Source organism: Massilia forsythiae (genome assembly GCF_012849555.1).
Lineage (GTDB): Bacteria > Pseudomonadota > Gammaproteobacteria > Burkholderiales > Burkholderiaceae_D > Telluria > Telluria forsythiae.
The window spans coordinates 489,376-501,953 of sequence record NZ_CP051685.1; the positions used below are offsets into that span (position 1 = coordinate 489,376).

11 protein-coding genes and 1 tRNA gene are annotated in these 12,578 nt (G+C 62.9%); 6 read left to right on the forward strand and 6 right to left on the reverse strand.

Annotated features, from left to right (window positions below; translation table 11 throughout):
- Positions 1-81: 81 nt before the first annotated feature.
- Positions 82-2,070 carry an acetate--CoA ligase gene (gene acs, locus HH212_RS02160; RefSeq protein WP_169433882.1) on the reverse strand — a complete coding sequence of 663 codons (1,989 nt, stop codon included), beginning with the start codon at positions 2,068-2,070 and terminating at the stop codon, positions 82-84.
- A gap of 232 nt (positions 2,071-2,302) precedes the next feature.
- Between acs and HH212_RS02165 the strand changes: the two genes are divergently transcribed.
- The 5 genes from HH212_RS02165 to HH212_RS02185 all read left to right on the forward strand — a co-directional run bounded on the left by HH212_RS02165 (position 2,303) and on the right by HH212_RS02185 (position 6,240).
- The gene (locus tag HH212_RS02165; protein ID WP_169433883.1) at positions 2,303-2,911 is read left to right on the forward strand and encodes a TIGR00645 family protein; all 609 of its coding nucleotides are present in this window, start codon (positions 2,303-2,305) and stop codon (positions 2,909-2,911) included.
- A 56-nt stretch (positions 2,912-2,967) separates the two neighbouring features.
- Positions 2,968-4,500 carry a fumarate hydratase gene (locus HH212_RS02170; RefSeq protein WP_169433884.1) on the forward strand — a complete coding sequence of 511 codons (1,533 nt, stop codon included), beginning with the start codon at positions 2,968-2,970 and terminating at the stop codon, positions 4,498-4,500.
- A 312-nt stretch (positions 4,501-4,812) separates the two neighbouring features.
- Entirely contained in the window at positions 4,813-5,676 is an 864-nt protein-coding gene (gene murI / locus HH212_RS02175) for a glutamate racemase (RefSeq protein WP_169433885.1), read from the forward strand.
- A gap of 81 nt (positions 5,677-5,757) precedes the next feature.
- Positions 5,758-5,833: transfer RNA gene (locus HH212_RS02180), tRNA-His, on the forward strand.
- Between the two features lie 188 nt (positions 5,834-6,021).
- The gene (locus HH212_RS02185; RefSeq protein ID WP_169433886.1) at positions 6,022-6,240 is read left to right on the forward strand and encodes a hypothetical protein; all 219 of its coding nucleotides are present in this window, start codon (positions 6,022-6,024) and stop codon (positions 6,238-6,240) included.
- A 468-nt stretch (positions 6,241-6,708) separates the two neighbouring features.
- On the opposite strand, the gene HH212_RS02190 is transcribed toward HH212_RS02185, so the two are convergent.
- The 4 genes from HH212_RS02190 to dusA form a co-directional block, all read right to left on the reverse strand.
- A complete protein-coding gene (locus HH212_RS02190; protein ID WP_169433887.1) occupies positions 6,709-7,083 on the reverse strand; it encodes a YXWGXW repeat-containing protein in 375 nt (124 codons plus the stop codon).
- 217 nt (positions 7,084-7,300) lie between these two features.
- Positions 7,301-7,636 (reverse strand): energy transducer TonB, encoded by a 336-nt coding sequence (locus tag HH212_RS02195; protein WP_169433888.1) that lies wholly within the window; start codon positions 7,634-7,636, stop codon positions 7,301-7,303.
- A 75-nt stretch (positions 7,637-7,711) separates the two neighbouring features.
- Complete coding sequence (locus HH212_RS02200; RefSeq protein ID WP_169433889.1) at positions 7,712-9,517, reverse strand: methyl-accepting chemotaxis protein; 1,806 nt, start codon at positions 9,515-9,517, stop codon at positions 7,712-7,714.
- A gap of 372 nt (positions 9,518-9,889) precedes the next feature.
- Complete coding sequence (dusA, locus tag HH212_RS02205) at positions 9,890-10,879, reverse strand: tRNA dihydrouridine(20/20a) synthase DusA (RefSeq protein ID WP_169433890.1); 990 nt, start codon at positions 10,877-10,879, stop codon at positions 9,890-9,892.
- Positions 10,880-10,980: 101 nt separating this feature from the next.
- Between dusA and HH212_RS02210 the strand changes: the two genes are divergently transcribed.
- Positions 10,981-11,400: a hypothetical protein gene (locus HH212_RS02210; protein WP_169433891.1), complete on the forward strand. Its 420-nt coding sequence runs from the start codon at positions 10,981-10,983 to the stop codon at positions 11,398-11,400.
- Between the two features lie 241 nt (positions 11,401-11,641).
- Here HH212_RS02210 and HH212_RS02215 read toward each other — a convergent pair whose 3' ends face one another.
- The gene (locus HH212_RS02215) at positions 11,642-12,487 is read right to left on the reverse strand and encodes an STAS domain-containing protein (RefSeq protein WP_169433892.1); all 846 of its coding nucleotides are present in this window, start codon (positions 12,485-12,487) and stop codon (positions 11,642-11,644) included.
- Positions 12,488-12,578: the final 91 nt, after the last annotated feature.

Consider the following 12,578-nt stretch of genomic DNA (forward strand, 5'->3'; position numbering starts at 1 on the left):
GTCGGGCAGATGGCCGACGAACGAGCCGTCCACCCGGCGTCCACACCCACCCGCGGCGCAGGCGCCGCGGGCCGTTTCACATCAGGCGGATTCCTTCAGCTGCTCCAGGATCGCCGGGTTTTCCAGCGTCGACACGTCCTGCGTGATGCTCTCCCCCTTGGCCAGCACGCGCAGCAGGCGGCGCATGATCTTGCCCGAGCGCGTCTTCGGCAAGTTGTCGCCGAAGCGGATTTCCTTCGGCTTGGCGATCGGGCCGATTTCCTTGCCGACCCAGTTGCGCAGTTCCTGCGCCAGCTTCTTGGCATCGTCGCCGTGCGGGCGCGCCTGCTTCAGCACGACGAAGGCGCAGATCGCTTCGCCGGTGGTGTCGTCCGGCTTGCCGACCACGGCGGCTTCCGCCACCAGCGGGTGCGCCACCAGCGCCGATTCGATTTCCATCGTGCCCATGCGGTGGCCCGAGACGTTCAGCACGTCGTCGATGCGGCCGGTGATGGTGAAGTAGCCGGTGTCCTTGTTGCGGATGGCGCCGTCGCCGGCCAGGTAGTACTTGCCGCCCAGCTCGTCCGGGTAGTAGGCGGTGCGGAAGCGGTCCGGGTTGTTCCAGATGGTGCGGATCATCGACGGCCACGGGCGCTTGACCACCAGGATGCCGCCCTGCCCGTTCGGCACGTCCTGGCCGGACTCGTCGACGATCGCCGCCATGATGCCCGGCAGCGGCAGCGTGCACGAGCCCGGCACCATCGGCGTGGCGCCCGGCAGCGGCGTGATCATGTGGCCGCCGGTCTCGGTCTGCCAGAAGGTGTCGACGATCGGGCAGCGCTCGTTGCCGACGTTCTTGTAGTACCACATCCAGGCTTCCGGATTGATCGGCTCGCCCACCGTGCCCAGCAGGCGCAGGCTGGACAGGTCGAACGATTGCGGGTGCACCTTCTCGTCCGAGTTGGATGCCTTGATCAGCGAGCGGATCGCGGTCGGCGCGGTGTAGAAGATTGAAACACGGTGCTTGGCCACGGTTTCCCAGAAGCGGCCAGCGTGCGGGAAGGTCGGCACGCCCTCGAACACGACCTCGGTCGCGCCCACCGCCAGCGGGCCGTAGGCGATGTAGCTGTGGCCGGTCACCCAGCCGATGTCGGCGGTGCACCAGTAGACGTCGTCCGGCTTGATGTCGAAGGTCCACTTCATCGTCAGCGCGGCCCACAGCAGGTAGCCGCCGGTCGCGTGCTGGACACCCTTCGGCGTGCCGGTCGAGCCCGAGGTATAGAGGATGAACAGCGGGTGCTCGGCGTCGACCCATTCCGGCTCGCACTCGGCCGGCTGGCTGTCGACCAGTTCGTTCAGCCAGAGGTCGCGCCCTTCCTGGAAGGCGATGTTGCCGCCGGTGCGCTTGTAGACGATCACGTCGCGGATCGATTCGCAGCCGCCCATCGCCAGCGCTTCGTCGACGATCGATTTCAGCGGCAGCGGCTTGCCGCCGCGCAGCTGCTCGTCGGCGGTGATGATGGCGACGGCGCCGGCGTCGATCACGCGCTCCTGCAGCGATTTGGCCGAGAAGCCGCCGAACACCACCGAGTGGGTGGCACCGATGCGGGCGCAGGCCTGCATCGCGGCCACGCCTTCGATCGACATCGACATGTAGATGATGACGCGGTCGCCCTTCTTGATGCCGCGCGATTTCAGGCCGTTGGCGAACTTGCAGACGCGTGCATGCAGGTCGCGGTAGCTGGCGCGCGTGACCTGGCCGTCGTCGGCCTCGAAGATGATGGCGGTCTTGTCGCCGTTGCCGTTCTCGATGTTGCGGTCGAGGCAGTTGTACGACGCGTTCAACTGGCCGTCTGCGAACCATTTGTAGAACGGCGCGTCGGATTCGTCCAGCACCTGGGTGAACGGCTTGTGCCAGGCCAGGTTTTCGCGCGCCAGGCGGCCCCAGAAGCCTTCGTAGTCGGCGGCGGCTTCGTCGCACAGTTGTTGGTAGGCGTCCATGCCGGAGATGGCGGCACCGGCGGCGAAGCCGGCGGGCGGGGCGAACACGCGGTTTTCGTGCAAGCCCTGGGTGGTTTCGTTCTCGGCCATACTGGTCTCCTTCGTAGTAGTTTTGCACAATACCTTAGGCGACCTCGCTTACTGAACGCTTACAGCCAGCGTTTGCAGCAAGCCCGTGCGGCAGCCCGTGGCATCCCTGTGCGATTCTACCAACTCGTCGCCCCGCGACGGCAACGCAGGGGAAGCCAGACGTGTGCCGCGGGTGTAAAATGCTCAGCTGTTTCGAGCGCCGCCGGCGCACGTGTACGGAGTTTCCTTCTCGATGTTTGAACAGCAATCCCCATCCAAGCCCCGCAAGCGCAGCCCCCTCGCCAGCTTCATGTTCGCCAGCCGCTGGCTGCAGCTCCCGCTGTATCTCGGCCTGATCCTGGCGCAATGCGTCTACGTGTTCCACTTCTGGGTCGAATTGAAGGACCTGGTGCTGGCCGCGATGGGCAACGAAGCCGCCCTGGAGCATATCTTCGCGGCCGTGGCCGTGCCCGGCGCCGAGGCGCCCAGCAAGCTGAACGAAACCACCATCATGCTGGTCGTGCTCGGCCTGATCGACGTGGTGATGATCTCGAACCTGCTGATCATGGTGATCGTCGGCGGCTACGAAACCTTCGTCTCGCGCATGTACCTGGAAGACCATCCGGACCAGCCGGAATGGCTGTCGCACGTGAACGCCTCGGTATTGAAGACCAAGCTGGCGATGGCGATCATCGGCATCTCCTCGATCCACCTGCTGAAGACCTTCATCAACGCCCAGGCCTACGAGCCGAAGGTGCTGATTTCGCAGACCGTGATCCACGTCGCGTTCCTGGTGTCGGCGATGGCGATCGCGTACACCGACCGCATCATGACCGATACCCAGAACGTTTCGAAGCACTAACGAGCAGCACCTACCAACAAGCCCTCATCGTTCCACGCCCCCATAGCGAGACACCCATGACTGTCATCAAACAGGACGACCTGATCGAATCGGTCGCCGCCGCCCTCCAGTACATCAGCTACTACCACCCCGCCGACTACATCCAGCACCTGGCGCGCGCCTACGAGGCCGAGCAGAGCCCGGCGGCCAAGGATGCGATCGCCCAGATCCTGACCAACTCGCGCATGTGCGCCGAGGGCAAGCGGCCGATCTGCCAGGACACCGGCATCGTCAACGTGTTCCTCAAGATCGGCATGGGCGTGCGCTTCGAAGGCTTTACGGGTTCGGTCACCGACGCCGTCAACGAAGGCGTGCGCCGCGCCTACAACTTCCCGGACAACAAGCTGCGCGCCTCGATCGTGGCCGATCCGCACTTCGAGCGCAAGAACACCAAGGACAACACCCCGGCCGTGGTGCACATGGAGCTGGTCGAGGGCGACACCGTCGACGTGAAGGTTGCGGCCAAGGGCGGCGGCTCGGAGAACAAGACCAAGTTCGTGATGCTCAATCCGTCCGACTCGCTGGTCGACTGGGTGCTCAAGACCGTGCCGCTGATGGGCGCCGGCTGGTGCCCGCCGGGCATGCTCGGCATCGGCATCGGCGGCTCGGCCGAAAAGGCGATGCTGATGGCGAAGGAATCGCTGATGGAAGACATCGACATGTACGAACTCAAGCAGCGCGGCCCGCAAAACAAGCTGGAAGAGCTGCGCATCGAGCTGTGCGACAAGATCAACGCACTCGGCATCGGCGCCCAGGGCCTGGGCGGCCTGACCACCGTGCTCGACGTGAAGATCAACATGTACCCGACCCATGCGGCGTCGAAGCCGGTGGCGATGATCCCGAACTGCGCCGCCACCCGCCACGCCCACTTCGTGCTGGACGGCTCCGGTCCGTCGTACATCGAACCGCCGGCGCTCTCCACCTGGCCGGACGTGCAGTGGATGCCGGACACGCAGAAGTCCAAGCGCGTCGACCTGAATACACTGACCCGCGAAGAAGTCGCGTCCTGGCAGCCGGGCCAGACCCTGCTCCTGAACGGCAAGATGCTGACCGGCCGCGACGCCGCCCACAAGCGCATCCAGGACATGCTGGCCAAGGGCGAGCCGCTGCCGGTGGACTTCACCAACCGCGTGATCTACTACGTCGGCCCGGTCGATCCGGTCGGCGACGAAGTGGTCGGCCCGGCCGGCCCGACGACCGCCACGCGCATGGACAAGTTCACCGACATGATGCTGGAGCAGACCGGCCTGATCGCCATGATCGGCAAAGCCGAACGCGGCCCGGCGGCGATCGAGTCGATCAAACACCACAAGTCGGCCTACCTGATGGCGGTGGGCGGCTCGGCCTATCTCGTCTCCAAGGCGATCAAGTCGGCCAAGGTGCTCGGCTTCGAAGACCTGGGCATGGAAGCGATCTACGAGTTCGAGGTGCAGGACATGCCGGTGACCGTGGCGGTGGACTCGACCGGCACCTCGGTGCACCAGACCGGGCCGAAGGAATGGTCGGCCAAGATCGAATCGCTGAAGGGGATTCCGGTCGCGGTGGTGTAAATCGTTTGATGGGTGGCCGGTTTGCAGGGCGTGAATGAATGATGCCGTTGTATTGCCCGCGAGCCGCCGCTCCGTCGTCCCCGCGCAGGCGGGGAACCATGCTGCGTATCCAAAGTCATGTACCCAACGGTGCCGCCGCACTTTCGAAATGACGAATTCTGATGCTCGGTATGGGTCCCCGCCTTCGCGGGGACGACGTTTTTTTGCTGGGTCAAACGACCAAGCACGTAGTATCAGGCAGGTACCTATCCGGATAAGCCGCCGGCGCTTTATCAGCCACACCAACCTTCCTCGCCGCGTTAGTATGCTCCCATGACCACCTCCCCCTCCCTCTTCGACGCCCCTATCGGCATCTTCGATTCCGGCGTCGGCGGTCTCTCGGTCCTGCGCCACATCCGCGCGCAGCTGCCGCACGAACACCTGGTCTATGTCGCCGATTCCGGCTTCGCCCCCTACGGTGACAAGTCCGAACCGGTGGTCGCCGAGCGTTCGCTGGCCGTGGCGCGCTTCCTGGTCGAACGGGGCGCCAAGGCGCTGGTCGTCGCCTGCAACACCGCCACCATCGCCGCCGTGCGCCTGCTGCGCGAACGCTTGCCCGACCTGCCGATCGTCGGCGTCGAACCCGGCCTGAAACCGGCGGCGCAGGCCACGCGCAGCGGCACCGTGGGCGTGCTGGCCACCGAGCGCACGCTGGCCGGCGCCAAGTTCCTGCAGCTGCGCGACCAGGTGGCGCAGGCGACCGGCGTGCGCTTCCTGCTGCAGCCGTGCCGCGGCCTGGTCGACCAGATCGAACTGGGCACCCTGGAATCCGACGCCACCCACGCCATGCTGCGCGGTTTTATCCTGCCGTTGCTGGAGCAAGGCGCGGACACATTGGTGCTGGGCTGCACCCACTACCCGCTGGTGCGGGCGTCGATCGAAGCCGTGATCGTCCGGGCCGGCGCCGGCGACGTCGCCCTGGTCGACACCGGCGACGCCGTGGCGCGCCAGCTGGTGCGCCTGCTGGAAGCGGGCGGCCTGCTGCGCCCTGCCGGTGCGGCGCCGGCGCGCCTGGAAGGCTGGACCAGCGCCAGCGCCACCGCGCTGTCGGCCGCCTTCACTACCCTGATCGGCATCGACTCGCCGGTGCGCGAGACGACGTTCGCGGCGCCCGAGCCCTGCCGCACCGTTGGTTGAATTTAAATTTGCCAGATGCCGAAGTAGCCTCTATAATCTTGTTCTGTCTCGGCAACAACGAGATAGAAAAGCAAGACAGTGGTGGCTGTAGCTCAGTTGGTAGAGTCCAGGATTGTGATTCCTGTTGTCGTGGGTTCGAGTCCCATCAGCCACCCCAAGAATTTATTAGCAGAGTAACGGGTTACAAGCGATTTCGCTGTAACCCGTTTTTTGTTTTTGCGAAATCGGTTTGGAATAGATACAAGGCGATCCATCGTCCAATACCAGTCATATTGTAACGAACAGGGGCGAATCGGTAATCGGCGTATGCTTCACTGCCCTCAACCAGATGTCCGGAATCGATCGATGAGCAACTACACCATGAGGCCGATCGATGACGTCAAAGCGATCGAGGCAGCCTGCAGAGAATGGCATTTTGCCGCTAAAACCTTTTACAAGCATCTGCGTGAGATCGAGCAAGGACATCTCTTCCCTGGTGAAGAATTCGAGCGCCTGCGAAGTGATCTCGACGTGAAACGAAAGCGCTACCTGATCATGTACAACGCTCCCCCCAAAGCTGCTTGAGGACGTGCTGCCGCTGGATTTTCCAGCCCCGATACCATTTGGCATCCTGCAAGTAACACGCGAGATTCGTATAAAGTGCCGCCATCGAAAATTGGAGAAACGGGGACGGAGTGCGTGAATGAAATCGTACTCTGTGACCTAGTGTATTGCTTCGAACAATCCGAACGCGTGGCAAAAGCCAGAACATGGATCAGTACCAATGCCGATGACACATCCGGATGTGGTGACGCATTTCCCGATTTCTGGCCCGGTAGCACGAATCCGCTGGGCTCCGATAGCGTCTGCCATGGCTGAGTAAGCGAACAAAATAAATGTGATTTTTGGCAAACAGAACCAAATATGGAGCAATGGGCGAAGTGCGACGCAGTACCAGTACTGCTAGCATGCGCCAACCCAACAACCAGCCTGTTGTAGCGAAAACAACAAAGCCCAGTCGTGAGACTGGGCTTTGTTCATCACCGCTCCCGATCAGGAACGGTTCGGATTGTTCGGGCGGCTGTCGACGCGGTTCGGGACGCCGTCGCCGTCACGGTCGCCACGACGCCAGCCGCCGCGGTCCATTTCCCAGCCGCTCGGTCCCTGGCGCCATTCCGGGCGGCGATAGGCGTAACCGGCGCGCGAACGCTCCCAATGGCCCTTGACCCACACGTAGCGGTGGCCGACATAGTTCCAGTAGCCCGGCGCCCACTCGTAGCCACGGCGTGCGGCAGGAATCGTTTCATGGCGCGGCGCCGGCGGCGCTTCGCGGATCACCACGACGCGGTCAGCGGCAAACGACTGGACCGGCACGAAGGCGGCGGAACTGATCACGGCGGCTGCAGCAGCAAAGAGGATGCGTTTCATGGTGCTTCTCCTGTTCGTTTTTGATGATTCCACTATAGCCAGCGAAAAGCGCGCACAGGAGAAAAGATGCAAGTTCTTACAATCGAAACACAGAGCCAAAGAAATGTAACAGCGGCTTGAAAGCCAGCCTGGCCGGAACGGAACCTGTGCGGAAGGCGGTTCATCCAAACGAAAAACCGGCCACGCGGGCCGGTCTTGGAAAGGAACGAGGACGGTATCAGTCCAGCTTCCAGGCGTAGTCGACCTTGGTCCAGGTCTGGGCCGGTGCGCCGTCCTTGGTGCCCGGCTTGAACTTGCAGGCTGCCAGGCCTTTCAGGGCCGCCTTGTCCAGGCCCTTGAAACCGCTCGACTTTTCCAGCTTGGAATCGGATACGCTGCCGTCGGCATTCACCTGGAACGACATCGAGGTCACGCCCTGCTCTTCGTTCATCAGCGACGCTTTCGGGTATTCGACCTTGCACTTCGACGGTTCGAAGCTGGCCGGCACTTCGGCGGCAAAGGCGGACACGGAAACCAAGGCAAACAGGCCGGCAGCAAATTTTTTGTTCAGCATTTTATTATTCCCCTTAAAACAAGTTTTCGATATGCCGGCGCCCGGGCGCCGGCCAGTTTGGCGAGCCGTCCCGGCTCAGAATTCTTCCCAGTCGTCGCTGGCGGCCACTGCGGCCACCTTGCGTGAGGTGCTGTTGTTCGATGCGGCGGCGCCATCCGTTGCGGCGGCAATCTTGTCCGCCTTGGGCGCGGTCCTGGCCGGCGCCGGCTTCTTCAATTGCGGACGGGCAGCGGCAGCCGCGCCGGCAACCGTGACCGCACGCGCCGCCACGGCGGTCGCGGCCGGCTTGGCCGAGGGCGCCGGCGCCGCCTGGGCCGCCTGCGCCACCTCGCCCTCGGACAGCTTGAAGATGCTGACCACGCGCTGCAGTTCGGACGCCTGGTCCTGCAGGCTCTGGAAAGCGGCGGCGGCCTGCTCCACCAGCGCCGCGTTCTGCTGGGTCATGCCGTCCATCTCGATGATCGACAGGTTCACCTGCTCGATGCCAGCGCTCTGCTCGGCGCTGGCGTTGGCGATGTCGCTCATGATGTCGGTCACGCGCTTGACGCTGTCGACCACCTCTTCCATCGTCACGCCGGCTTCGCCGACCAGCTTGCTGCCGCGGCCGATCTTCTCGACCGAATCGCCGATCAGCGTCTTGATCTCTTTTGCCGCGCCGGCCGAACGCTGCGCCAGGTTGCGCACCTCGGACGCCACCACCGCGAAGCCGCGGCCCTGCTCGCCGGCACGCGCCGCTTCCACCGCCGCGTTCAGCGCCAGGATATTGGTCTGGAAGGCGATGCCGTCGATGACGCCGATGATGTCGGCGATCTTGCTGGCCGAGCTGTTGATCTCGCCCATGGTGCCGACCACCTGCGACACCACTTCGCCGCCCTTGCGGGCCACGTCGGAAGCGGTGGCGGCCAGCTGGTTCGCTTCACGGGCATTGTCGGCGTTCTGCTTGACGGTCGAAGTCAGTTCTTCCATTGCCGAGGCCGTCTTTTCCAGGGAACTCGCCTGCTGTTCGGTACGCGACGACAGGTCCACGTTGCCGACCGCGATTTCCTTCGATGCCAGGGTGATGGTCTGGGTGCCGCGGCGCACCTGGCTGACGATGTCGACCAGGCTGTTGCGCATCTGCTTCATTTCGACCAGCAGGCTGCCCTTGTCCGACGCCTTGGTGTCGATCGCGATCGACAGGTCGCCGTGCGAGATGCTGCCGGCGATGCTGGCGGTGTAGCCCGGCTCGCCGCCCAGTTGCCTGAGCAGGCCGCGGGTGATGACGGTGGCCGCCGCCACGCCCATTGCCACGGCCAGCGCCAGCAGCATCAGCATGAAATTGCGGGCGCCGGCGAAGGCGGCCTCGGCCTCCACCTGGCTCTGGGCATTCTGCTTGTCTTCCATCGCGCCCAGCTTGTCCAGCGCATCCAGCCATTTCTTTTGCGCCGGACGGACTTCCTTGACCATCACGCGGGTCGCTTCCATCGCGTTGTTGGCCAGGTACAGTTGCGACGCCTTGGCAATGGCCGGCATGGCGACGGCTTCGGCTTCCTTGATCTGGGCCAGCAAGCCCTTTTCGTCGCCGGAAGCCTCGATCGAGAACTTGCTGGCCAGCTTTTGCTGGAGCGCCTCGTACTTGGCGGTCTGGGCCTTGAAGCGCTCCAGTTCCGGTTCCATTTCGGTGGCGTCGGTCATCAGGGTCAGCGTACGCAGCGAGGTCAGGCGTTCGCTGACGTTGTTACGCATGTCGACCACCAGGCGGGTCACGACATTGCTGGTGCCGACCACATGGTCGAGCCGGTTCTGGATCTGCGCCATGCGCAGGATGCCGACCACGGTCACCGCCACCAGCAGCACCAGCACCAGGGCAAAGCCCAGTCCGAGCCGTACGCCAACTTTCATGTTTGCTAGATTCATTCTTTTTCCCTGGTTCCAGTCGTTCCGGGACGGGCGGTTGCCTGGGCCGCATCCACGTTTCTTTATAGTTCTTTGCTTCAGCAAACCGACTATGTGGCGTTCCTTGCGCACGAACGAATCGAGCACGCAAATTATTTCTACCACAGAACAAAAATGGTCGTCTGGCAAGCAAATGCAGAAACGATTATGGATGCGCCATTTCCACATGGCAAGTAAAATGAAATGGTGGGATTGCTTTTTTCACCACGTTTTGTGGCGTATCTGGAACAACCGGATTGACACGGGACATGCAGCGGCATCGTCAAGCCGGCATGACTTGACGATGGCGCTGAAGAAAAGAAGGAAAGAGAGGGAAAGTCAGGCAGCCTGGCGCAGGCGGCCGGCCGCTTCCAGCAGCAATTCGGGCTTGCCTTCGGCCAGCTTGCGCGAATCGGACAGGCACTGGCGGTAGGCGCGCGCGCCCGGCAGGCCGGCCATCAGGCCCAGCATGTGGCGGGTGATGCCGTTCAGGCGCAAGCCGAGCGGCCCGTAGCGCCGCAACTGGTCGGCAATGTACGGGATCATCGCCTCCAGCACCTGCTCGCGCGTCTTGGCCGGCGCGTCGTCGCCGTAGAAGCGCGCATCCCACCCTGCCATCAGGTAGGGATTGTGGTAGGCCTCGCGCCCGATCATGACGCCGTCGACGTGTTCCAGGTGGCGGGCGATCTCGTCGTCGGTCTTGACGCCGCCGTTGATGATGATTTCCAGGTCCGGAAACTCGCGCTTGAGCGCGTAGGCGACTTCGTAGCGCAGCGGCGGGATCTCGCGGTTTTCCTTGGGTGACAGGCCCTTCAGCACGGCGTTGCGCGCGTGCACGATGAAGGTATTGCAGCCGGCATCGGCGATGGTGCCGATGAAGTCGCGCACGAAACCGTACTCTTCGTTGTAGTCGATGCCGATGCGGTGCTTGACGGTGACGTCGACCGAGACCGCGTCGCGCATCGCCTTGACGCAATCGGCCACCAGCTGCGGCTCCCCCATCAGGCAGGCGCCGAACGCGCCCCGCTGCACGCGCTCGGACGGGCAGCCGCAGTTCAGGTTGATTTCCTGGTAGCCCCACTGCTCGCCCAGCCTGGCGCTTTTCGCCAGGTCGGCCGGGTCGCTGCCGCCCAGCTGCAGGGCGACCGGGTGCTCGATGTCGTCGTAGCGCAGGTGGCGCTCGACGTCGCCGTGGATCAGGGCGCCGGTGGTGACCATTTCGGTGTACAGCCAGGTATGGCGGGTGATGTGGCGGTGGAACACGCGGCAGTGGCGGTCGGTCCAGTCCATCATGGGTGCTACAGATAATTTTCGCTTGCTGTGCTTCATCAAATCCCTACTTTTCCCTATGAGAGGGCGCAACGCGGCTTCCCTCAAGCTCCCGCGAACTGTCCCACTTTCCCTCACCCGTTACTCCAAATATGCACCAAATGACGACGATCGCTCAGCGAGGCCAGACCTGGCGGGCACAGATTCGCCGCGAGGGTCACAAGGCCGTGACGGCAACATTTCCAACGAAGGCACAGGCCCAGGCTTGGGCGCGGAAGATCGAGGCTGAGATGGATGCCCGAGGCGTCATGGAAGCGCGCGGGCTGGCGAATATTACCCTAAAAGAGCGCATTGATTGCTACTCCGAAGAGATCGGAGGTGGGCATTCTTTCGGAGAAAACAAGCAATCCCAGCATGAACATGGTCACTGCTGGCTATTTGCCAACGTACGTTCGCGTTCGTCGGAAACCGGGTGTCCAGGGTTGCGACCAGACTTGAATCGGATTGACCGTCGCCGCTTCATGTTCCCAACTGGTGAAAGACGCGCGACTTGGCTCACCGAGATTTTGCGAAGCAAATGACTTTGCAGATATTGCTTCAACAAGCTTTTTAGTCTTGTTTCCCTTGGCATGGTAGAGGCAACGTTTTCTTCGATCTCCCTGTTTTCTTGCTTGCAGGCCGCAGTTCGCGTCGCTCGCATCAAGAACACCCGCCGCGCACTGGCATTCGCGCCCTATCAGCCTGCCTGGACAAACCGCGTACGTTTGATTCCAGCCCGGGCCCGCATTCCGTACGAGCCTTGCTCGAGCTTTATCCGCTCGATCATGCCGACCGCGGGTGGCCCCGCCCGATCGCCAGTGCGAGGGCGTCGGCCAACGTGGCTTTTGTCAGAACCGTATCGAGTTCGATGCCGAGATGCACGATAGTCTGGGCGATTTGCGGACGAATACCGCTCACGATGCAATCGCTGCCCATCAGGCGCGCCGCCGCAATGGTCTTCAACAAATGCTGCGCCACCAGCGTATCCACGGTCGGCACACCGGTGATGTCGATGATCGCCGTGTGCGCGCCTCTGGAGACGATCTTGTCGAGCAGGCTTTCCATCACGACTTGGGCGCGCATGCTGTCGAGCGTACCGATCAGGGGCAGTGCAATGATACCGTCCCACAAATCGATGACCGGCGTCGATAATTCGAGCAGCTCCCGATGTTGCCGAACGACGATCTGGTCGCGGCTTTTCTGGAATACGTCGAGCGTGTACAGGCCGAGCTGGTCGACAAGCATGCTGACCGTCCAGGAAACACGCGCGAGAGCCAGGGCGTCCCCGGCACAATATCGACGCAAGAGCGCGAACAGCGGCTGCTTGAGAGAGAAAATGAAGGTGGCGGTCGCGACCGAGGTGGACCCGTCGCTGGCCCGGAAGCTGCAGATCGCGTCGAGTTCGCGCTTGACATCGTCCCATGCACGGCCGTCGACATTGTCGAGTTCAGCAAACTGCAGCGCTTCGGCCAAGGCGTGAACAAATCGGAGGCATTGATCTCGCGACCGTTCGGCTTCGCCGGGTCCGACACGCATCGTTGCGGCGGCATAGTGTTCCTGCCACTCGCCACCGAGCATGACCGCATGGTCCCTCACCACACCTGCAAGCAAAACGCCGTCATTGGTCATTACCGGTTCCCCATCATTGGTCAGGCTACGAAAGTCATTCGCCGACCTGGAGACATCGGATCTTAACCGCTCAAGGGTCCGACTATAACAC

What these genes read in the sequence shown, in the direction of transcription:
- acs (WP_169433882.1), bottom strand. Translation starts at nt 2,070, where the DNA reads ATGGCCGAGAACGAAACCACCCAGGGCTTGCACGAAAACCGCGTGTTC.
- HH212_RS02165 (WP_169433883.1), top strand. Translation starts at nt 2,303, where the DNA reads ATGTTTGAACAGCAATCCCCATCCAAGCCCCGCAAGCGCAGCCCCCTC.
- HH212_RS02170 (WP_169433884.1), top strand. Translation starts at nt 2,968, where the DNA reads ATGACTGTCATCAAACAGGACGACCTGATCGAATCGGTCGCCGCCGCC.
- murI (WP_169433885.1), top strand. Translation starts at nt 4,813, where the DNA reads ATGACCACCTCCCCCTCCCTCTTCGACGCCCCTATCGGCATCTTCGAT.
- HH212_RS02185 (WP_169433886.1), top strand. Translation starts at nt 6,022, where the DNA reads ATGAGCAACTACACCATGAGGCCGATCGATGACGTCAAAGCGATCGAG.
- HH212_RS02190 (WP_169433887.1), bottom strand. Translation starts at nt 7,083, where the DNA reads ATGAAACGCATCCTCTTTGCTGCTGCAGCCGCCGTGATCAGTTCCGCC.
- HH212_RS02195 (WP_169433888.1), bottom strand. Translation starts at nt 7,636, where the DNA reads ATGCTGAACAAAAAATTTGCTGCCGGCCTGTTTGCCTTGGTTTCCGTG.
- HH212_RS02200 (WP_169433889.1), bottom strand. Translation starts at nt 9,517, where the DNA reads ATGAAAGTTGGCGTACGGCTCGGACTGGGCTTTGCCCTGGTGCTGGTG.
- dusA (WP_169433890.1), bottom strand. Translation starts at nt 10,879, where the DNA reads ATGAAGCACAGCAAGCGAAAATTATCTGTAGCACCCATGATGGACTGG.
- HH212_RS02210 (WP_169433891.1), top strand. Translation starts at nt 10,981, where the DNA reads ATGACGACGATCGCTCAGCGAGGCCAGACCTGGCGGGCACAGATTCGC.
- HH212_RS02215 (WP_169433892.1), bottom strand. Translation starts at nt 12,487, where the DNA reads ATGACCAATGACGGCGTTTTGCTTGCAGGTGTGGTGAGGGACCATGCG.